At 71.5% G+C, this 21266-nt stretch carries 16 protein-coding genes and 1 pseudogene; 7 read left to right on the top strand and 10 right to left on the bottom strand.

Annotated elements, in window-relative coordinates; all coding sequences use genetic code 11:
• Nucleotides 1-3: 3 nt before the first annotated feature.
• On the bottom strand, nt 4-969 hold the full coding sequence (locus ABZT03_RS03535; RefSeq protein ID WP_356032918.1) for an ABC transporter substrate-binding protein: 966 nt from the start codon (nt 967-969) through the stop codon (nt 4-6).
• Nucleotides 970-1600: 631 nt separating this feature from the next.
• Between ABZT03_RS03535 and ABZT03_RS03540 the strand changes: the two genes are divergently transcribed.
• From ABZT03_RS03540 to ABZT03_RS03555, 4 genes and pseudogenes are all read left to right on the top strand, one after another.
• Nucleotides 1601-2824, top strand: coding sequence for an NADP-dependent malic enzyme (locus ABZT03_RS03540; RefSeq protein ID WP_356032920.1), 1224 nt, complete (start codon nt 1601-1603; stop codon nt 2822-2824).
• A gap of 267 nt (nt 2825-3091) precedes the next feature.
• The gene (locus tag ABZT03_RS03545) at nt 3092-4057 is read left to right on the top strand and encodes a zinc-binding dehydrogenase (RefSeq protein ID WP_356032922.1); all 966 of its coding nucleotides are present in this window, start codon (nt 3092-3094) and stop codon (nt 4055-4057) included.
• Between the two features lie 154 nt (nt 4058-4211).
• Nucleotides 4212-4421 carry a helix-turn-helix domain-containing protein gene (locus ABZT03_RS03550; RefSeq protein WP_030038196.1) on the top strand — a complete coding sequence of 70 codons (210 nt, stop codon included), beginning with the start codon at nt 4212-4214 and terminating at the stop codon, nt 4419-4421.
• Nucleotides 4421-4992 (top strand): annotated as a pseudogene (locus ABZT03_RS03555) (Clp protease N-terminal domain-containing protein). The gene ABZT03_RS03550 and the pseudogene ABZT03_RS03555 overlap by 1 nt, the downstream one beginning before the upstream one ends.
• A 254-nt stretch (nt 4993-5246) precedes the next feature.
• On the opposite strand, the gene ABZT03_RS03560 reads toward ABZT03_RS03555, so the two are convergent.
• From ABZT03_RS03560 to ABZT03_RS03590, 7 genes are all read right to left on the bottom strand, one after another.
• Nucleotides 5247-6311 carry a helix-turn-helix transcriptional regulator gene (locus ABZT03_RS03560; protein WP_356032925.1) on the bottom strand — a complete coding sequence of 355 codons (1065 nt, stop codon included), beginning with the start codon at nt 6309-6311 and terminating at the stop codon, nt 5247-5249.
• Nucleotide 6312: 1 nt separating this feature from the next.
• A complete protein-coding gene (locus tag ABZT03_RS03565; protein WP_356032927.1) occupies nt 6313-7314 on the bottom strand; it encodes a DUF4097 family beta strand repeat-containing protein in 1002 nt (333 codons plus the stop codon).
• A 323-nt stretch (nt 7315-7637) separates the two neighbouring features.
• On the bottom strand, nt 7638-7826 hold the full coding sequence (locus ABZT03_RS03570; RefSeq protein WP_356032929.1) for a DUF6104 family protein: 189 nt from the start codon (nt 7824-7826) through the stop codon (nt 7638-7640).
• 163 nt (nt 7827-7989) lie between these two features.
• Complete coding sequence (locus ABZT03_RS03575; RefSeq protein WP_356032931.1) at nt 7990-11811, bottom strand: multifunctional oxoglutarate decarboxylase/oxoglutarate dehydrogenase thiamine pyrophosphate-binding subunit/dihydrolipoyllysine-residue succinyltransferase subunit; 3822 nt, start codon at nt 11809-11811, stop codon at nt 7990-7992.
• 291 nt (nt 11812-12102) lie between these two features.
• The gene (locus tag ABZT03_RS03580; RefSeq protein ID WP_356032933.1) at nt 12103-13209 is read right to left on the bottom strand and encodes an ATP-binding protein; all 1107 of its coding nucleotides are present in this window, start codon (nt 13207-13209) and stop codon (nt 12103-12105) included.
• Nucleotides 13206-13943: a response regulator transcription factor gene (locus ABZT03_RS03585; RefSeq protein ID WP_356032935.1), complete on the bottom strand. Its 738-nt coding sequence runs from the start codon at nt 13941-13943 to the stop codon at nt 13206-13208. The genes ABZT03_RS03580 and ABZT03_RS03585 overlap by 4 nt, the downstream gene beginning before the upstream one ends.
• A gap of 121 nt (nt 13944-14064) precedes the next feature.
• Nucleotides 14065-14754: a spermidine synthase gene (locus ABZT03_RS03590; protein WP_356032937.1), complete on the bottom strand. Its 690-nt coding sequence runs from the start codon at nt 14752-14754 to the stop codon at nt 14065-14067.
• Nucleotides 14755-14965: 211 nt separating this feature from the next.
• On the opposite strand from ABZT03_RS03590, the gene ABZT03_RS03595 reads away from it, so the two are divergent.
• Both ABZT03_RS03595 and lon read left to right on the top strand, forming a co-directional pair.
• Nucleotides 14966-15829 (top strand): rhomboid-like protein, encoded by an 864-nt coding sequence (locus tag ABZT03_RS03595; protein WP_356032939.1) that lies wholly within the window; start codon nt 14966-14968, stop codon nt 15827-15829.
• Between the two features lie 172 nt (nt 15830-16001).
• Nucleotides 16002-18416 (top strand): endopeptidase La, encoded by a 2415-nt coding sequence (lon, locus tag ABZT03_RS03600; RefSeq protein ID WP_356032941.1) that lies wholly within the window; start codon nt 16002-16004, stop codon nt 18414-18416.
• Between the two features lie 72 nt (nt 18417-18488).
• On the opposite strand, the gene ABZT03_RS03605 is transcribed toward lon, so the two are convergent.
• The gene (locus tag ABZT03_RS03605) at nt 18489-19325 is read right to left on the bottom strand and encodes a lysozyme (protein ID WP_356032943.1); all 837 of its coding nucleotides are present in this window, start codon (nt 19323-19325) and stop codon (nt 18489-18491) included.
• A gap of 216 nt (nt 19326-19541) precedes the next feature.
• Here ABZT03_RS03605 and ABZT03_RS03610 point away from each other — a divergent pair, with 216 nt between their 5' ends.
• Complete coding sequence (locus tag ABZT03_RS03610) at nt 19542-20096, top strand: MarR family transcriptional regulator (RefSeq protein ID WP_356032945.1); 555 nt, start codon at nt 19542-19544, stop codon at nt 20094-20096.
• Nucleotides 20097-20166: 70 nt separating this feature from the next.
• Here ABZT03_RS03610 and ABZT03_RS03615 read toward each other — a convergent pair whose 3' ends face one another.
• Complete coding sequence (locus ABZT03_RS03615; protein WP_356032947.1) at nt 20167-20955, bottom strand: hypothetical protein; 789 nt, start codon at nt 20953-20955, stop codon at nt 20167-20169.
• Between the last annotated feature and the right edge of the window lie 311 nt (nt 20956-21266).

Below are 21266 nucleotides of genomic sequence, written 5' to 3' on the forward strand. Positions count from 1 at the left end.
GGGTCACGAGCCGCCGTTGATCTTGGCCTCGGTCACCGCGCCGTCCGTGACGTTCCACTTCTCCAGGATCTTCTTGTACTCGCCGTTCGCGATGATGGCGCTCATCGCGGCCTGCAGGGCGTCACGCAGCTGCGTGTTCGACTTGCTGACGCCAATGCCGTAGGGGCCGGCCTCGATCTGCTCGCCGACCACCTCGAAGTCCTTGCCGCCGCCCGAGGTCTTCGCGTTGTACGCGGCCACCGGGAAGTCGTTGAGGTCCGCGACGGACGCGCCCTGCTTGAGGCGCAGCAGCGCCTCGGGGTCGGTGTCGAAGGTCTGCAGCGTGATGGCCTTCTTGCCGTCCTTCTTGCACTTGGTGCTCTGCGCCTTGGCGATGCCCTCGGACGTGGTGCCCTTCTGCAGGGCCACGACCTTGCCGCACAGGTCGTCCAGGGACTTGATGCCCTTGGGGTTGCCCTTCTGGACGAGGATCGAGGTGCCCGCGGTGAAGTAGTCGACGAAGTCGATGCCGTCGCCGACCTTCTTGCCGGTGTCGGAGTCGATGCCGTTCTGGCGGTCCTTGGTGTCGTTCATCGCGGACATGATCGCGTTGAAGCGCTTGGACTGCAGACCGACGATGAGCTGGTCGAACTTGCCGTTCTGGAAGTCGAACTTCACGCCCAGCTGCTTGCCGAGGGCGTCGGCGATGTCGGGGTCGATACCGACGGCCTTGCCGCTCTCCATGTACTCGACCGGCGGGTACGCGATGTCGGAGCCCACCTTGATGACGCCGGCGCTCTTGATGTCCGCGGGGAGCTTGCCGGCGAGCGGAGCGGCGGACGCGGACGACTCCGACGAGGTGTCACTGCTGCTCTTGTCCGTCTGGTCACCGCAGGCGGTGAGCAGCAGGGCGCCTGCGACCGCGATCGCACCGACCGCGGCTGTCCGGGAGTGCGCGGCGGTGGTACGACGGGTGGTGCTTGCGGTCATGGTGGGTTCCTCCGGCGGATGGGTGGAGTGCCGATGGGGCCGGCGGTCGTCGACGCGGTCGACAGTTGCCGTGGGTCGACAAGAACACACGTCTTCGAGTGTCGCGACCTCGTGTGATTACGGCATCTTGCCATTCGGACTGAACCATTCAGGGGACTCGGCATGTCAAAATCGGATAACGGGTGACCCCCGAACCACACCAGGTCGGTACATCACGACCGCACCTTCTGCGGGAATCTGCCCTTCCGGCCGGAAGATCTTCGGCGCATCTCAGAATGCGGTCCTTCCCTTGCGCAGCGGGTGTGATCTTCCCCCCGCGCCCCGGAGCCTCGTCGAGCGAGTCTCGAGGACTTGTCCAGATATCTGCTCATGATTCGTGTCACGGTCAGCACCCGGCTCCTTCCGGAATGTCACCTCCGGGATGTGACCTTGTACGTATTGGACTCGTCGGCGCGCGGTCCGTCCGGTAAGAAGGTTCTTTACACCCCTCATCCGGGGCTCAGGGCGCGTGTGCGGCGCGCCCGTCGCGTACGGCCCCCCGCGACACGACACGGGCCGCCCGCGGTGCCCGCCCACTTCTCAACCAGGAGTGGCCACCCTCAAACCATGCAGACCTAAGGGGTAAGACAAAGTGGCAGCGGAGATCGTCAATCCTCGCAGCGACAGCGATACGGGCCAGGACGGCGGGGCGGAGCCCCTCGAATCCTTCGACCCCGCGTTCGCGCTGCACCGCGGCGGCAAGATGGCTGTGCAGGCCACCGTGCCGATCCGTGACAAGGACGACCTGTCCCTGGCGTACACGCCCGGCGTCGCGAAGGTGTGCAGCGCGATCGCCGAGCAGCCGGACCTCGTGCACGACTACACCTGGAAGTCCTCGGTCGTCGCCGTCGTGACGGACGGCACGGCGGTGCTCGGGCTCGGCGACATCGGCCCCGAAGCCTCCCTCCCGGTCATGGAGGGCAAGGCGATCCTCTTCAAGCAGTTCGGCGGCGTCGACGCGGTCCCGATCGCGCTGGCCTGCACCGGCGTGGACGAGATCGTCGAGACCGTGGTGCGCCTCGCGCCCTCCTTCGGCGGCGTCAACCTGGAGGACATCTCGGCGCCCCGGTGCTTCGAGATCGAGCGCAAGCTCCAGGAGCGGCTGGACATCCCCGTCTTCCACGACGACCAGCACGGCACCGCGGTCGTCACGCTGGCCGCGTTGCGCAACGCCGCGCGGCTGACCGGGCGGGGCCTCGGCGATCTGCGGGCGGTGATCTCGGGCGCCGGCGCGGCCGGGGTCGCCATCGCGAAGTTCCTGGTCGAGGCCGGGATCGGAGACGTGGCGGTGGCGGACCGCAAGGGCATCGTGTCCGCCGACCGCGACGACCTGACCCCGGTCAAGCGCGATCTGGCCGGCTTCACCAACAAGGCCGGGATCACCGGCCCGCTGGAGGCGGCCCTGGAGGGCGCCGACGTCTTCATCGGCGTCTCCGGCGGTACGGTCCCGGAGCCGGCGGTCGCCTCGATGGCGGACGGCGCCTTCGTGTTCGCCATGGCCAACCCGAACCCCGAGGTGCACCCCGACGTCGCCCACAAGTACGCGGCCGTCGTCGCGACCGGGCGCTCGGACTTCCCGAACCAGATCAACAACGTGCTGGCGTTCCCGGGCATCTTCGCCGGGGCGCTCCAGGTGCGGGCCTCCCGGATCACCGAGGGCATGAAGATCGCGGCGGCCGAGGCGCTGGCCTCGGTCGTGGGCGACGACCTCGCCGCGGACTACGTCATCCCCTCGCCGTTCGACGAGCGGGTCGCTCCCGCCGTGACGGCGGCCGTGGCCGCCGCCGCCCGTGCGGAGGGCGTCGCGCGCCGCTGACGTCCACCGAAGCGGCCCCGTCCTTTTGGGCGGGGCCGTTTTTTACCCTCGCGTCCGGCCGATCGGGTGGTTCGGGCTACCGGCTGGCGGGCTACCGGGCGGCGGCTGCGCCGGCTCGCCGGGTAGGTGTCCCTGTCGGTGGCCGTCGCTGTGTCCGGCCGATGGCCGTCCCGCCGCCCGTCCCCGTGTCCGGGCCGGAGGCAAGAGGGTATGTGTCACAGGGCGCCCCGGTTCAAAAACCGCGCGTCCGGCGCCTATCGTCGATCCATGTTCGCTGCCTACGCCGCCCGCATCGACCGTGACCAGCCGCTCACCGGCCTCGAGTTGGGGGAGCGTCCGGCTCCCGAGGCCCGCGCCGGCTGGAGCGTCGTCGACGTCCAAGCCGCCTCCCTCAACCATCACGACCTCTGGTCCCTGCGCGGAGTGGGGCTCGCGGAGGACAAACTGCCGATGATCCTCGGCTGCGACGCCGCCGGAATCGACGAGGACGGCAACGAGGTCGTCCTGCACTCGGTCATCGGCCAGACCGGCCACGGCGTCGGCCCCAGGGAACCCCGCTCGATCCTCACCGAGCACTACCAGGGCACCTTCGCCGAGCGGGTCGCCGTACCGACGTGGAACCTCCTGCCCAAGCCCAAGGAACTGTCCTTCGCGGAGGCGGCCTGTCTGCCCACGGCCTGGCTGACGGCGTACCGGATGCTCTTCACGAACGCCGGCGTACGGCCCGGTGACTCCGTCCTCGTGCAGGGCGCCGGCGGAGGCGTCGCCACGGCGGCCATCGTGCTGGGCAAGGCGGCCGGGCTGCGGGTGTTCGCCACCAGCCGGGACGAGGCCAAGCGGAAGCGGGCCCTGGAACTCGGGGCGGTGGAGGCGGTGGAGTCCGGCGCGCGGCTGCCGCAGCGGGTGGACGCCGTCATCGAGACCGTCGGCGCCGCGACCTGGTCGCACTCGGTGAAGTCCCTGCGTCCCGGCGGCACCCTCGTCATCTCCGGCGCGACCAGCGGCGACCGGCCCGCGCACGCCGAGCTGACCCGGATCTTCTTCCTCGAACTCAAGGTGGTCGGCTCCACCATGGGCACCAAGGACGAGCTGGAGGACCTGCTCTCCTTCTGCGCCGCCACGGGTGTCCGTCCCGTCATCGACGAGGTGCTTCCGCTCGACCGCGCCCGGGAGGGCTTCGAGCGGATGGAGAGCGGGGACCACTTCGGGAAGATCGTCCTCACGAACGGGTAGCGGCGCGCCCGTCCTGACCCCTTCCTCCCTCTCCTTCCGCCCCTCGACTCTCGCTCCTCAGCGCACGGCCGGTCCGGTTCCCGGGCCGGCCGTCGGTGCGTGAGGTGTGTCAACTAGGGTTGACATGCCGATCCTGTCAACTTAGATTGACAGCATGACGGAAGCAACGGATCTCGCCGAGCGGGCCGGTGACCGCGACCCCCGGGTGGGGCTGCGCGCGGTCGCCGCGCTGCGCAGGCTGCTGGAGCAGCTGGAGGCGGTGCAGGTGCGCAGTGCGCGCCATCAGGGCTGGTCGTGGCAGGAGATCGCCGCGGAACTCGGCGTGAGCAGGCAGGCCGTGCACAAGAAGTACGGGAGGCATTGATGTTCGAGCGGTTCACGAAGGACGCCCGCGCGGTGGTCGAGGGCGCGGTGGCGCATGCCGAACGGGAGGGGGCGGAACGGGTCGAGGAGACACACCTGCTCCTGTCCCTGCTCGACCGGGAGGGCAGCCGGGGTTCGTTCGCCCTGGCGTCGCTCGGTCTGCCGCCCGGTGGCCGGGACGGGCTGGTGCGGGACCTGGCCGAGGCCCGTCGCCGCGGAGGGCTCTCGCGGGCGGACGCCGACGCGCTGTCGGGGCTGGGCATCGACCTGTCCGACATCGTTTCGAAGGTGGAGGAGGCACACGGCGAGGGGGCGCTGGCGGCCGGTACCAAGGGCGGTCCCCTTCCGGGTGGTCGGGACGGCGGCCGTTCGGCCGCGGCGCCAAGGACCTGCTGGTCGGGACCCTGCGCGTCGCCGTCGCCCACCGTGAACGCGGCATCGGTGACGAGCACATCCTGCTCGCCCTGGCGGCGCGGCCCGGCGTCCCCGCCGAAACCCTCGCCGACCACGGCGTGACCCACGAGTCACTCACCCGCGTCCTGTACGGCGAAGGCGAGGCAAAGGCGGGCTGACCCCCCGCTCCGCTCCGGCGCCGCCGGATGCCTGCGGCTACTCGCCTTCGGGACCTCGACGGCCGGTCGCGGGGCGCGTCGGGCGGCGAGCCGTCGACCGCCTGCGGCTGTTCGCCCCGGGCCGGGGCCACGTGCCCTCGGCGGCCGGCGGGCAGCCGCATCCGTCGGCGGCGGGCAGCCGCACCCGGCGGAGGTGGGCCGTCCGGCCGGTCGCCGCGCCGTCGGACGCCGGCCCATGGGTCGTAAGGGCCTGGTCAGGCTCTCGGGGTCTTCAGCACCGCCCCGATGTGGGCTGCCGCTGACGACAGGTGGGTGCGGGCTGTGCGGAGTTGGTCCGGGGTGACGCCGTGGTCGCGGGCCGCGTCGCGGATGTCGTCGCGGAAGCGGTCGAGCAGGCGGTCCAGGTCGCGGGCCGGGTCACCCGAGGAGTCCGCGTCCTCGTGGGCCCAGGACGGCTCGAACTCGGCCGGGAAGTCCTCCGGGGTCCGCGTGTACTCGGGCTGCGGTGCCGCCTTGCCGGCGCCGCCGCGTCCGAACCCGAAGTCCTTCCCGAACTCCTTGCCGTAGTCCTTGCCGAACTCGCCGAACTCCTTGGCGAGTTCGGTGAGCCCCTCGCGCACCCCCGTCGGCCAGTCGCCCCGCGCGAAGTGGTCCTGCACCTGGTCCTGGACCCGCCGGGCGATGCGCTGCATCTCCTCCTGCGCCTGGGCCCGCGCCCGGTCCTGCGCCTCCTTGGCCTGGGTCCGGGCCCGCTGGGCCTCCTCACGGGCCCGCCGGCTCTCGTCCTTCGCGCGCCGGGCCTGTTCCTTCCACTCCTGCTTGACGCGCCGCATCTCCTCCTTGGCGGCGCGCCAGGCCTCCTTGTCACCCACCTCGCCGAAGTCCCCGAACGCGGCGCCCTGTTCGTGACCGGCCTTGGCGCCGGCGCCCCGCCGGGCCTCGCTGGCCGCCGCCCGCATCTCGCGCCGCAGGTCGCCCGCCGCGCCGCGCACGTCGGCCCGGATCTCGGCGGCGAGTTCGGCGACCGACTCGCGGATCTCCAGCTCCAGGTCGGCCAGTTCACCGCTGCGGTCGGCCAGTTCGGCGCGGCCCGCGTCGGTGATGGCGTACACCTTGCGGCCGCCCTCCGTGGTGTGGGTGACCAGGCCCTCGGCCTCCAGCTTGGCCAGCCGCGGGTAGACGGTGCCCGCCGACGGCGCGTACAGCCCCTGGAAGCGCTCTTCGAGCAGCCGGATCACCTCGTAGCCGTGGCGCGGGGCTTCGTCGAGCAGCTTCAGCAGGTACAGGCGGAGGCGGCCGTGGGCGAAGACGGGGGGCATGTCAGAGCACCTTCTTGTCGGTCGTGCCGTCGGTCGTGCCGTCGGTCGGGGCGCTGGTCGAGCCCTCGCCCGGGCCGGAAGCGGAATGGTCCCCCGATGCGCTGTGCGGCCCGCCCGCCGGGTCACCGGCGGCCTGGTCGGTGCTCTCCGCCCAGGGACCGGAACCACCGGTGTCCCGGGGTTCCGGCTCCTCGTCCTCCGCCGTCGGCCGGCGCAGCAGCGCGATCGAGCCGGAGACGGTCGTGGCGCGGAGCTTGCCGGTGCCGGCTCCGAGCCGGCCGGTGATCTTGTGGGCGCCCCAATGGCCGTGCACGCGCAGGCCCTCGAAGGCGTTGGAGATGGTGCCGCTCGCGGTGTTGGCCTCGACCTCGGCGTCCGCCGGGGCGGGCAGCCGGATGGCGATCTCGCCCGAGACGCTGGTCAGCCCGATGTCCGTGGGGCCCTCCGGATCGAGGTCGACGATCATCGAGCCACTGACCGACTCGGCCCGCACGGAGGAGCCCGAGCCGTCGACGACGGTGAGGTCGCCGGAGACCGAGTTGAACCGCAGGTCGCCGGTGACGGCCTGGGCCTCCAGGTTCCCCGACACGGTGTCCGCGCGGACCGGGCCGGACAGGGCGACGAGTGTCGTGTCGCCGGTGACCCCCTTGACCACGGACGGCCCGCGGAGCCCGGAGACGACCGCGGCGGCGCCGACCACGCCCACCTCGACGCGGGTGTCGGCCGGGACGGCCAGGGAGACGACCGCGCTGCGGCGCCAGCCCTTGCGGTCGAGCCACTTGAGGAAGCCCCGCCAGGGCAGGTCGTCGTACGCGACGGTCAGCGTGCCACCCTGCTGGGTGACCGTCAGCGGCGGTCCCTCGATCTCGGAGACTTCCAGGCGGGCGGAACCCTCGTCGGTCCCCACGACGTTCACCGTGCCGTTGACGATGCGTACGTGGAGCTCCCGCACGGGCTCGTCGAACGTGAGCTTGCGGGGCTCTGCGACGGACCACTCGGACATGATGGCGACCTCCCGTGACAACGCGCCATATCGCGTCTTCCGTCATTCACGATATATCGCGGCACGCGAAAGTCAAGACACCCGTTCAGGGGACGCGAAACGCCGGACAGGGCTCGAACAGGGCGGCGCGGCGCCCCGGAGCGGGATCACCCACGGCGGTCAGGTCTCCCGGGGGCCCCGGGACCTGCGGCTCGTACGGCGGCGCGGCGCCGCACGCGGAAACGAACGGAACAACGGCGACGGGGGCGGCGACACGGGCCGAGACGCCCGGTCGCAGCGCCCCCGAAGTGGACCTGCCCACACCTGCCGAGACCTGCCAGGTCCTATGCGCCGTCCTCGTCGTCCTCGTCGTCCAGCCGGGCCAGCCAGGTGGCCAGCCGCTCGACCGGCACCTCGAAGTCCGGGTTCAGGTCGACGAACGTCCGCAGCTGCTCGGCGAGCCACTCGAAGGTGACCTCCTCCTCGCCGCGCCGTTTCGCCAGTTCCTCGATGCCTCGGTCGGTGAAGTACAACTCTCGCTCCTGATACGGACGGGACGAGCCCTGCTCGATCCCGTGAACACGCCCTGCCTTCCAGGGTAAGGCCGTACGAACGCCGGAGGGCCCGGCCCGAGTCGCCACGACTCGGAGCGGACCCTCGTCCGAGACGCCCCCGGGGGCGCCTCAGCGGCAGCGCCTACGCCTCGAACACCTCGCGCACCAGCTGCTCCTGCTCGGCCTGGTGACGCTTGGCCGAACCGACCGCCGGGGACGAGCCGTGCGGGCGCGAGATGCGGCGCAGCCGCTCCCCGTGCGGCACCTCGGCGCCGACCGCCAGGTCGAGGTGGTCGATCAGGTTGAGCGCGATGAACGGCCACGCACCCTGGTTCGCCGGCTCCTCCTGGGCCCACAGGTACTTCTCGGCGTTCGGGTACTTGGCGATCTCGGCCTGGAGCTCGGCACCCGGCAGCGGGTACAGCCGCTCGAGGCGGATGATCGCCGTCTCGGCCGCCGCGGGGTCCGAGGCGCCGCGCTTCTGCCGCTCGGCCTCGAGGTCGTAGTAGACCTTGCCGGCGCAGAAGACGACCTTGCGGACGGCGGCCGGGTCGGCCGACGCGTCGCCGATGACCGGGCGGAACTGCTGGTCGGTGAACTCCTCCGCCTTCGACGCGGCCGCCTTGAGACGCAGCATCGACTTCGGCGTGAAGACGATGAGCGGCTTGTGGTGCGGGTTGTGCACCTGCCACCGCAGCAGGTGGAAGTAGTTCGACGGCAGCGTCGGCATGGCGACCGTCATGTTGTTCTGGGCGCAGAGCTGGAGGAACCGCTCCGGACGGGCCGAGGAGTGGTCCGGGCCCTGGCCCTCGTAGCCGTGCGGGAGCAGCAGGGTGACGCCGGAGGTCTGGCCCCACTTCTGCTCCGCCGAGGAGATGAACTCGTCCACGACCGTCTGCGCGCCGTTGACGAAGTCGCCGAACTGCGCCTCCCACATGACGAGCGCGTCGGGGCGGGCCAGCGAGTAGCCGTACTCGAAGCCCATCGCCGCGTACTCCGACAGCAGGGAGTTGTAGACGTTCAGGCGCGCCTGGTCCTCGGACAGGTACAGCAGCGGGGTGAAGTCCTCGCCCGTCGCCCGGTCGATGAGCACCGCGTGCCGCTGTCCGAACGTCCCGCGCTGCGAGTCTTGGCCCGCGAGCCGGACCGGGACACCCTCCAGCAGGAGGGAGCCGATGGCGAGGGTCTCGCCCATGCCCCAGTCGATCGTGCCGTCCTCGACCATCGACGCCCGGCGCTGCAGCTGGGGCAGCAGCCGCGGGTGGACGGTGACGTGGTCGGGGATGTTGACCTGGGACTCGGCGATCCGCTTGACGACCTCGGTGGACACCGCGGTGTTCACCGAGACCGGGAACTCGGCCTGCGGGTCGGAGGACGCCGGCGACAGCGGCTGCGAGGTGGCCTCGCGGACCTCGGTGAAGACCTTCTCCAGCTGGCCCTGGTAGTCCTGGAGGGCCTGCTCGGCCTCTTCCAGGGTGATGTCGCCGCGACCGATGAGGGACTCGGTGTAGAGCTTGCGCACCGAGCGCTTCTTGTCGATCAGGTCGTACATCAGGGGCTGGGTGAACGCCGGGTTGTCCGACTCGTTGTGACCGCGGCGGCGGTAGCAGATGAGGTCGATCACGACGTCCTTGTTGAACGCCTGACGGAACTCGAAGGCCAAGCGCGCGACGCGGACGACGGCCTCGGGGTCGTCGCCGTTCACGTGGAAGATCGGCGCCTCGATCATGCGGGCCACGTCGGTGGCGTACATCGAGGAGCGCGAGGACTCCGGGGCGGCGGTGAAGCCGACCTGGTTGTTGATGACCACGTGGACGGTGCCGCCGGTGCGGTAGCCGCGCAGCTGCGACATGTTGAGCGTCTCGGCCACCACGCCCTGGCCCGCGAAGGCCGCGTCACCGTGCAGGGCGACCGGCAGGACCGTGAAGTCCGTGCCGCCCTTGTTGATGATGTCCTGCTTGGCGCGGGCGATGCCCTCCAGGATCGGGTCGACCGCCTCCAGGTGCGAGGGGTTCGCGGCCAGCGAGACCTTGATCTGCTCGCCGTCCAGACCGGTGAAGGTGCCCTCGGCGCCCAGGTGGTACTTCACGTCGCCGGAGCCGTGCATCGACTTCGGGTCGAGGTTGCCCTCGAACTCGCGGAAGATCTGCGCGTACGACTTGCCGACGATGTTGGCGAGCACGTTCAGCCGGCCGCGGTGGGCCATGCCGATGACGACCTCGTCCAGGCGCGACTCCGCCGCCGAGTCCAGCACCGCGTCCAGCAGCGGGATGACGGACTCGCCGCCCTCCAGGCTGAAGCGCTTCTGGCCGACGTACTTCGTCTGCAGGAAGGTCTCGAACGCCTCGGCCGCGTTCAGGCGGCGCAGGATGCGCAGCTGCTCCTCGCGCTCCGGCTTGGAGTGCGAGCGCTCGATGCGGTCCTGGATCCACTTGCGCTGCTTCGGGTCCTGGATGTGCATGAACTCGACGCCGGTGGTGCGGCAGTACGAGTCGCGCAGCACGCCGAGGATGTCGCGCAGCTTCATCAGGGACTTGCCGGCGAAGCCGCCGACCGCGAACTCGCGCTCCAGGTCCCACAGCGTGAGCCCGTGCTCGGTGATGTCGAGGTCGGGGTGCTTGCGCTGGCGGTACTCCAGCGGGTCGGTGTCGGCCATGACGTGGCCGCGGACCCGGTAGGAGTGGATCAGCTCGAAGACGCGGGCGGCCTTGGTGACGTCGTCGTCGTGGCTGGCGTCGATGTCCTTGAGCCAGCGGACCGGCTCGTAGGGGATGCGCAGCGCCTCGAAGATCTCGTCGTAGAAGCCGCTCTCGCCGAGCAGGAGGTTGGCGACGATCCGCAGGAACTCGCCGGACGCGGCGCCCTGGATGACCCGGTGGTCGTAGGTCGACGTGAGCGTCATGACCTTCGAGATGCCGAGCTTGTTCAGGGTGTCCTGGGAGGTGCCCTGGAACTCCGCCGGGTAGTCCATCGATCCGACGCCCATGATGACCGACTGACCGGGCATCAGACGCGGGACCGAGTGCACGGTGCCGAGGCCGCCGGGGTTGGTGAGGGAGACCGTGACCCCGGAGAAGTCGTCCATCGTCAGCTTGCCGTCACGGGCGCGGCGGACGATGTCCTCGTAGGCCTGCCAGAACTCGAAGAAGTTGAGCGTCTCGGCCTTCTTGATGCCGGCGACGACGAGCTGGCGGTCCCCGTTCGGCTTCACCAGGTCGATGGCGAGGCCGAAGTTGACGTGGGCCGGCTTGACCAGGGTGGGCTTGCCGTCCTTCTCCGCGAAGGAGTGATTCATCGACGGCATGGCCTTGATGGCCTGCACCATCGCGTAGCCGATGAGGTGGGTGAAGGAGATCTTCCCGCCCCGGGCACGCTTCAGGTGGTTGTTGATGACGATGCGGTTGTCGAAGAGCAGTTTCACCGGGACCGCGCGCACGGACGTGGCCGTGGGCACCTCGATCGAGGCGTTCATGTTCTTCGCGACCGCGGCGGCGGGTCCGCGCAGCGGGACCAGCTCCGGGCCGTCGGGGGACTCCGTCGCGGGCGCGGCCTTCGGCTGCGCGGCGGCGGCCGGCTTCGCGGGGGCCGGCGCCGGAGCGGCGGCCTTGGCGGGAGCCGGAGCCGCGGCGGCGGGCTTCGGGACGGCCGGGGCCGGAGCGGCCGCGGGGGCCGCCGGGGCGGCGGGCGCGGGCCGGGCCGGGGCGGCCGGTGCTGCCGGGGCCGGGGTGGTGGTCCCTGCGGCCCCCGCGGCCGCAGTACCCGCCGTGCCCGAGGCGGCAGGAGCCCCTGGCTTGTAGTCGGCGAAGAAGTCCCACCAGGCTCGGTCTACCGAATTCGGGTCCTGGAGGTACTGCTGATAGATCTCGTCGACGAGCCACTCGTTGGGGCCGAACGCCGCGGCGGGGTTCTTCCCGGCTTGGTGGTCGGTCGAGATGCTCGAGTTACTGGGGGACTGTGGCGACACGGCGGCAACCGCCCTCTTCCGCTTCACAAGGTGATGGACAGCGGGAATAAAGGCTACGCCTCCCGGAGGGCGGAGGTCAGGCCGGGCCGGTCCATCGTCGCGTAAGTCACATCGAAGAGCGGGTTTCGGGGCTGGAAATGGCGGGAAACAAGCGCGGTTGCGCTACGGAAGGGACGCGGGAGGGTGCGTCGGCCCCGGCCCGGCGCCCACCAGGCGCGGGTCCCTGCCTGATCACACGTGTCCGTCAGCGCGGAGGCGGATGGATCTTGTGACTCCGGCTCGAACTTTACGTCAACTTTGAACTGAAGGCTCTCCCGGAAGAGTGACGATAATCCTGCAACCCCGATCGGATTCGGCCACACCGATCCGGCCGCCGTGCAGATCCACCGCCCAGCGGGCGATCGCCAGGCCGAGCCCTGTGCCGCCGTCGCTGCCCGGACCGTGCGGCCGGCTGACGTTGCCGCGGTTGAACCGCTCGAACACCCGGCGCCACTCCGACCGTGGGATGCCGGGACCCTCGTCCAGCACCTCCAGCTCCAGCGACTCGGGCTGCGGCCCGCGCCGCGCCCTGACCGTCACCCGGCCGTGCGCCGGGCTGTGCTTGACCGCGTTGTCGATGAGGTTGGCGACGACCTGGTGGATCCGTTCCGGGTCCGCGTGCGCGGTCAGCTCCGGCGGGGACACGTCGAGGTGCAGATGGACGTCCGTCCGGGTGTGACTGCCGGAGCCGGAGGCGATGCCCGCCCGCGCGGAGGCGACCATGTTGGCCTCCTTCAGTACGCCCGACAGGTACGGCCACACCTCGAAGCGGCGCTTCTTCAGCGGTACGACGCCGTTGTCCAGCCGGGACAGGTCGAGCAGCGTCTCCACCAGCCGGCCCAGCCGCTCGGTCTGCTTCAGGGCCGTGCGCATGGTCTCGGGGTCGGCCTGCTGGACGCCGTCGACGATGTTCTCCAGCACCGCCCGCAGCCCCGCGATCGGCGTGCGCAGCTCGTGCGAGACGTTGGCGACCAGCTCCTTGCGCTGGAGTTCCTGCGCCTCCAGCTCGTCGGCCATCACGTTGATGGTCTGGGCCAGGTCGCCGAGCTCGTCGCGCCGGTTCTCGCGCACCCGGCGGGTGTAGTCGCCGTGCGAGATGGACCGGGCCACCGTGTTCATCTCGTCCAGCGGCGCGGTGAGCGAATGCGCCACGAACTGCGTGATCAGCAGGGTGGCGATCATCGAGAAGACCGTGATGAAGCGCAGCTCGGTCTTGGTGTGCACCGCGATCATCGACAGTCCGGTCGTGATCAGGACCGAGATGACGACCAGCGCGCCCAGCTTCGTCTTGACCGAGAACGGGCGCACACCGCCCCAGGGCTCCCCGGGGCCTCTCCGTGGAGCCGGCCCGTCGCTCATGGCGTCGGCGTCTCCAGCGCGTACCCCACCCCGTGGACGGTCCGGATGCGCTCGGCGCCGATCTTCCGCCGCAGCGCCTTGATGTGGCTGTCGACGGTCCGGGTGCCGGAGGCGTCCGCCCAGTCCCACACCTCGGCGAGCAGCTGCTCACGGGAGAGCACGGCGCGCGGGGTGTTGGCCAGGCACACCAGGAGGTCGAACTCGGTGGGCGTCAGATGCACGTCGTCGGTGCGCACCCGCACCCGGCGCTGCGCGTGGTCGATCTCCAGCTCGCCCAGCCGCAGGATGCCGCTGCGCGGGGTGGAGGCGGCGATCGCGGCCCGCTCCACCCGGCGCAGCAGCACGTGCACCCGGGCGGCCAGTTCACGCATCGAGAACGGCTTGGTCATGTAGTCGTCGGCGCCCACGCCGAGCCCGACCAGCATGTCGGTCTCGTCGTCGCGGGCGGTCAGCATCAGTACCGGCACCGGGCGGGCGGCCTGCACGCGACGGCAGACCTCCAGGCCGTCGAAGCCGGGCAGCATGATGTCGAGGATCAGCAGGTCGGGCTGCCAGGCCTCGGCCGTGTCGACCGCGGAGGGGCCGTCGCCCGCCGTTTGCACGAGGAATCCCTCGGCACGAAGGCGGGTCGCGATGGCGTCCATGATCGTCGGATCGTCCTCGACGACCAGGACCCGGCGCTGAGCGCCCGGGGCCGCCGCCGTGCCGTTGTGGGAGGTGTGTGTCTGCTCCATCGCCCGCCCCTGAGTTGCTTTCCGGGATCAGTGGGGTGATCCCTTGTCTGCGCATGACTGCGATTGACGCTTGAATGATCGGCGTCAGGTAGGCAGCGTACGGGGAGTCACCGCGCCTTTGCTATCCAGGTCGGACGGCGAGGTGCACGACGTCGGGAACGCCCCGGGCAACGGGGATCTCTTCGGTACGCACGTGTTGGAACCCGGCATTCCGTAGGGATCCTTCAAATTCCGGAGAAGGTCGGGCCGACCACACCGCGAGTACCCCGCCGGGGTTCAACACCCGTGCGCAGCTGGCCAGTCCGCGCGCCGAGTAGAGGCTTTCGTTGCCCTCGGTGACCGTCCAGCCGGGTCCGTTGTCGATGTCGAGGCACAACGCGTCGTACGTGGCGCACGTCTCATTGACGAATTCGACCAGATCCGTTTCCAGAATTTCGGTGCGCGGGTCCGCCAGAGCGTCCGCGGAGAGCCCGGACAGCGGGCCGCCACGGTGCCAGTCGACGATGGCGCTCTCCCGCTCGACGACCGTGATCCGCCCCCAGCGCGGATTCGCGGCGGCGTGTGCGAGCGAGAATCCGACGCCCAGCCCGCCGATCAGCACCCGTGGACCGGCCGGGGGTGCCGGCCGCGCGTCCAGGGCGTCGAGCGCCGCGTCGACCAGCAGCCGCTCCGACCGCCCGTCGGACGTGTCCATCAGGAAGCACCCGTTGGCGATGATCTGCAGCAGCCCGCCGTGACGCCGCAGCACGACCTCGCCGGACGGGCCCTCGCGACGGTCCAGGACTTCGGGAATGTCGTACGAGAGGGACATGGGCCCATCCTGGCAGCCGGGCGGGCGCGGGAGCGGGCGAACGACCGGGTCACTGCCGGAGGGTCACCGTCCGGGGGTGCCCGCCGGACGCCCGCGGGTGTCTGGGAAGTTCCTGTGAATCGCCCGGTGCGTGGCGCCGGTCATAGACAGTGCCGGGGCGGGGCGCGAAGGGTGGGGGGTGAAACGGAAGGGGCCCCTCACCGTGGAACAGATGGAGACGGCCGACGTGCCTGAGCCGGCGGCGCCCTGTACGGCGGCTGGGAACCCGTCACCCGGCGCGTGCCCGCCGGCGGACTCCGGGTTCCTGGACGGGGTCCCGCGCCAGCGCCGTACGACCCCCGCCGCCGCGGCCGGGTCCGCCCGCACGTCCGCCGTCCCGACGTCCGCCACCGCGCGGGCCGCGACACCCGCCGTGGCGCCCCGCAGCCTCCCGCGACCCTGGCGCCTGCTCCCCACACCGGCCGCGACCCCGTTCACCTTCGTCTACGTCCTGGTCCTCGCCGTCACCTCGGCCGTCACCGCCCAGGCGGGCCCGGCCGTCGTGCACGCCCTCCACCAGGGTTCGAGCACCGACGTGGCGCACCTCGTGCACGCGCCCGTGCTGGTGCTGCTCGCCAGCGCCCTGTGGATCGCGGGCGGGATCACCTCGACGTACGCGCTCGGACTCGTGCTGATGCTCACCGCGCTGGAGCGGCGGATCGGCGGCCCGCGCGCGGCCGGCGTGTTCCTCCTGGGGCACGTCCTCGCCACCCTCGCCACCGAGGTCCCCGTCGGCGTCGCCGTCCTGGCCGGGCACCTTCCCGCGAGTTCGCTGCACCGCCTCGACTACGGCGTCAGCTTCGGCGTGGCCGCCGCCACCGGCGCCCTGGCCGGACTCCTCACCCCCTGGCTCGGCCGGGCGCTTCTTGCGTTCTTCGGCGGGGCGCTGGTCCTCGACCTGTTCGCGTTCACGGACCCCATGACGGAGTGGGGCCATCTGATCGCGCTGGCCACGGGCGTCGCGACCTGGCCCTTCGTCCGCCGGCCGGGGCGGGCGCGGACCGCGGGACCGGCAGCGGGCATGAACCGGCCCTGATCGGGGTTCCACCCACGTGCGACGCGGCGTGCGGCACGCGTCGCCCGCCGTGATCCCGTCGGTTCGGCGGCTCCGTGATCGCCCACAGCGAACGGACGCCCTCCCGGGGAACATTCGGCGGCGCCCCCGCATTGAGTCGGCATAGCTCAACTTGAATGCCGAAGGGGAGATCATGGCTTCGACGTCCACACCGCTCACTCTGCCTGTGCTGCCGCTCGACGACGAGGTCGTGCTGCCCGGAATGGTGGTCCCGCTCGACCTGAACGACGCCGACGTACGGGCCGCGGTGGAGGCCGCCCAGTCGGCCGCCGGCTCCGGACCCGGCAAGCCGCAGGTCCTGCTGGTCCCGCGCGTCGACGGGTCCTACCCGGGCACCGGCGTGCTCGGCACCGTCGAGCAGGTCGGCCGGCTGGCCGACGGCGACCCCGGCGCCCTGATCCGCGGCCGCGGCCGCGTACGGATCGGCGCCGGCACCACCGGCCCCGGCAAGGCCCTGTGGGTCGAGGGGACGCGGATCGAGGAGAGCGTGCCCGAGCCGCTGCCCGGTCACGTCGCCGACCTCGTGAAGGAGTACAAGGCCCTGGCCACCGCCTGGCTGCGCAAGCGCGGCGCCTGGCAGGTCGTCGACCGGGTGCAGGCCATCGACGACGTCTCCACGCTCGCCGACAACTCCGGCTACTCGCCGTTCCTGACCACCGAACAGAAGGTGGAGCTGCTGGAGACCGCCGACCCGGTCGCCCGTCTCAAGCTCGCCACCCAGCACCTGCGCGACCACCTCGCCGAACAGGACGTCGCCGAGACCATCGCCAAGGACGTCCAGGAGGGCGTGGACAAGCAACAGCGCGAGTTCCTGCTGCGCCGCCAGCTCGAAGCCGTCCGCAAGGAACTGCGCGACCTCAACGGCGAGCAGGACGGCGAGGAGTCCGACGACTACCGCGCCCGCGTCGAGGCCGCCGACCTGCCCGAGAAGGTCCGCGAGGCCGCCCTCAAGGAGGTCGACAAGCTGGAGCGTTCCAGCGACCAGTCGCCCGAGGGCTCCTGGATCCGCACCTGGCTCGACACCGTGCTCGAACTGCCGTGGAACGACCGCACCGAGGACGCCTACGACATCCAGGGCGCCAAGGCCGTCCTGGACGCCGAGCACGCGGGCCTGGAGGACGTGAAGGAGCGCATCACCGAGTACCTGGCGGTGCGCAAGCGCCGCAGCGACCGGGGACTCGGCGTGATCGGCGGGCGGCGCGGCGGTGCCGTGCTCGCGCTCGTGGGCCCGCCCGGCGTCGGCAAGACCAGCCTCGGCGAGTCCGTCGCGCACGCCATGGGCCGCAAGTTCGTCCGGGTCGCCCTCGGCGGCGTCCGCGACGAGGCCGAGATCCGCGGTCACCGCCGTACCTACGTCGGCGCGCTGCCCGGCCGGATCGTGCGCGCGATCAAGGAGGCCGGGTCGATGAACCCGGTGGTCCTGCTGGACGAGATCGACAAGGTGGGCTCCGACTTCCGCGGCGACCCCGCGGCCGCCCTCCTGGAGGTCCTCGACCCGGCCCAGAACCACACCTTCCGGGACCACTACCTGGAGGTGGAACTGGACCTGTCGGACGTCGTCTTCCTGGCCACCGCCAACGTGCTGGAAGCGATCCCCGAGGCCCTGCTCGACCGCATGGAACTCGTCCGCCTGGACGGCTACACCGAGGACGAGAAGGTCGTCATCGCCCGCGACCACCTGCTCCCGCGCCAGCTGGAGCGGGCCGGCCTGAACGACGACGAGGTGGTGCTCGACGAGAGCGCGCTGCGCAGGCTCGCCGGCGAGTACACCCGGGAGGCGGGCGTCCGCACCCTGGAGCGGTCCATCGCCCGGCTGCTGCGCAAGGTCGCGGCCCAGCACGAACTGGGCGCACGCGAGCTGCCGTTCACCATCACGGACGGCGACCTGCGCGAGCTGATCGGCCGGCCGCACCACGTACCCGAGTCCGCCCAGGACCCGGCCGAGCGCCGGACGGCCGTACCGGGCGTGGCGACGGGCCTGGCGGTCACCGGCGCGGGCGGCGACGTGCTGTTCGTCGAGGCGTCGCTGGCCGACCCGGAGACGGGCGCGGCCGGACTGACCCTGACCGGTCAGCTGGGTGACGTCATGAAGGAGTCGGCGCAGATCGCGCTGAGCTTCCTGCGCTCCCACGGCGCCGAACTGGAGCTGCCCGTGGGCGACCTGAAGGACCGGGGTGTGCACATCCACTTCCCGGCCGGCGCGGTCCCCAAGGACGGCCCGAGCGCGGGCGTCACGATGACGACGGCGCTGGCGTCGCTGCTGTCCGGCCGTCTGGTCCGCACGGACGTCGCCATGACCGGCGAGGTCTCGCTGACCGGCCGGGTGCTGCCCATCGGCGGGGTGAAGCAGAAGCTGCTCGCCGCGCACCGGGCGGGGGTCACCACGGTGATCATCCCCAAGCGCAACGAGCCCGACCTGGACGACGTCCCCGCGGAGGTGCTGGACAAGCTCGACGTCCACGCCGTCACGGACGTCCGCCAGGTCCTGGAACTGGCCCTGACGCCTGCGGTGAACGGCGCGGAGTCGGAGGTTCCGGTGGCGGCGTGACGGACGTGACCGGTTGAGCGCAGGCCCGGGTCCCGTGAGGGGGGCCCGGGCCCGCGCGCTGTCCGGCGGCGGTCAGCCGTAGGCCAGCGCGACGACGCGGTCCAGCGCCCCGTTGAACCGGTCGTGGTCCCCGACCGTCGGCCCGGACGAGGTGTACTGCCACATGGTCTGGAAGCTCCAGCCGGCCGGCAGGGTGCCCGGGGTGGAGGCGTAACGGGCGATCCACAGCGGATGCGTGGCGGCGAAACCGCTGTGGTCACCGGTGCACCGGGTCCACCAGGAGGTGGCCGTGTAGATCACCGCGTCCCGGCCGGTACGGGCCCGGTACCGGTCGAGGAAGGCGCCGATCCAGCTCACCATCGCGCTCTGCGTCTTGCCGTAGCAGGCCGCGCCGTAGGGGTTCCACTCGATGTCGAGCACGCCCGGCAGCGTCCTGCCGTCCCTGGACCAGCCGCCGCCGTGGGCGACGAAGTAGTCGGCCTGGGCGGCGCCGGTCGCGGTGTCCGGGGTCGCGAAGTGGTACGCCCCGCGGATCATGCCCACGTCGTAGGCGGCGTCGTACTGCTGCGCGAAGGACGGGTTCGTGTAGTACGTCCCCTCGCTCGCCTTGGTGTAGGCCCACCTGACCCCGCTGCTCCACAGGGTCGCCCAGGCCACGCTGCCCTGGTAGCCGGAGACGTCCACGCCCTCCGTCGCGGCGGCCCGGGTGACGGGGCTGCCGCCGCTCCCGTCGTGCGCCAGGACGCCCATGCCCATGTACGCGAGACCGCGGGCCGGGGTGTCCGGGGCCGGGGACGGGGCGGCCGAGGCCGGGACGGTGAGGGCCAGGACCAGGGCGAGGGCGGCGAGCAGGAGCCCGGTGAGGGTGCGGCGCCGGGGGCGGACCGGTCCGGGTCTGTGCACGGGCATGGCGTGCCTCCGAGGGTTCGGGTGATGCTGGCGCGACGGGTCGGCGTGTGCATGCCATTCGATGGCCGACACCGAAGCTACGCACCGGAAACGGCACCGGGGAAGGGACCCCGGAGGCTGCCGATGGTCTAAGCCTGCGAAATACTTGCGGAGCTGCGGTGATGACCGCTTCTGGCGGAAACTTTCACTACGGGGAAAACCGAGGCAGGGACTGACGTGCACGAAGACACGAACGGTGACGGACACCGGGCCGAACCCGCCCGATCACCGAATGGTGTGGACCAGGCCGACCGGGCGGACGCGGGCCCGGCGGCCGCGGACCGGACCGGCGTGGCCCAGGTGGACCCCGAGTACCTCTCCCTGGAGCGCGAGTTGACGGTGCTGCTGCGGCGCGCCCGCGCCAACCAGGGTGAGATGGCCCGCGAGGTCCACCCGGACCTGGAGTCCGCCGCCTACGGCCTGCTCGTTCGCCTCGACGAGTACGGCCGCCAGCGCGCCACCGAACTCGCCGCCTACATCGGCGTCGGCAAGGCCACCATGTCCCGCCAGCTGCGCGCCCTGGAGGACCTCGGCCTGGTCGCCCGCGAACCCGACCCGGCGGACGGCCGCGCCTGGCTCGTCCACCTCACCGAGGAGGGCCGCACCCGCGTCGGCAGGGTCCGCGAGGCCCGCCGCGCCCGCTACGTCAGCCAGCTCTCCCACTGGGACCGCCAGGAGGTCGCCGAACTGGCCCGGCTGATCCAGCAGTTGAACCAGGGAATGGAGAAGTAGCCCCGGCGCCACCGCACGTCACCGCGTGCCACCCGGTACCTGCCTCCCCGCACCCCGTGCCGTTCTCCCCTCACAACTCCGCGTACACCACCGTCGCGTCGTCGTGCGTCTTGCTGCGCCCCAGGTACGTCCGCGACTCCGCGTCCGCCCGCTCCAGCGCCCGCACCCGGTCCACCAGTTCCCGCGGCCCCTTCCTGCGGACGAGGCCGAAGCAGTCCGCCCAGTCGCCCTCGCGGAACTTTTCCACCCACCGGGTGGCCCCGTCCGTCAGCGCGGCCAGTGCCCGCACCTCGCCGCGCGGCAGCGACCCCGTCACCGCGCGCTCGGCCACCCCCGGGTCCGCGGCGGCCGTGAAGAAACCGCCCTGCTTGTTGCGGAGCGTGCTGTCCACCAGCGCGTCCGTAGTGAGCAGGGCGCGCGGCAGAAGGGCCAGCCGGTCGTCCAGCAGAGCCGTGACCGCGCCCTCGGGGGACTCCAGCAGAAGGGCCGAGTCGGACAGGACCAGGTACTCGACCGCCTCCGGCGACCAGCGGGCCACCACCACCGTCGCCTGCGGTGTTCGCGGGTGAGAAAGGTCACAGGACCCCTGGTGGGCCTCGGCTGTGCGAAGGATCGCCCGGGAGAGGATCTCCGGCAGCGTCAGATCCCGTGCCGAAACGGTCAGTTCGGTCAGGGCGCCACCGAGCCGGCCGCTGAACCACGGCACCGAGTGCACGCAGCCCGTTCCCGTCGGCGGCGGCGTCACCCCGTCCAGGACCACCAGCGCGCCGCCCAGTCCGGAGGCCGGTAGCGCGACGGCGGAGAAGTCCTCGTTGGGGCGGGCCGGATCACCGGGCTCCGAAACAAGTTCAGTGCGCATCCGGCCAGTCTGCACGAGCCTTTCACGACATCCACCAAAGGCAGCCAACGGACACGGAATTGACGTCCCTGCGCAGGTCAGGCGCCTGGTTTGGGGGGGAATGGCTGACTCCGCCGACACGTGGCGGCGCATCCTGCCACCGGCTGCCCCTGACGTCCAACCGGCCCCGCGCGCACACCCCTCGCGCGCGCCCGGGAAACTTGCCCGGCCACTCTTCTTGGGGGTTCACTCCTTCGGGTGGCGGGGCAGGTGATGCACGACCACCGCCCACCCGCACTGGGAGGGTCGGGACCGATGGGGTCCTCCGCGCG

The sequence above is a fragment of the Streptomyces sp. NPDC005574 genome (assembly GCF_040605435.1).
Classification (GTDB): domain Bacteria; phylum Actinomycetota; class Actinomycetes; order Streptomycetales; family Streptomycetaceae; genus Streptomyces.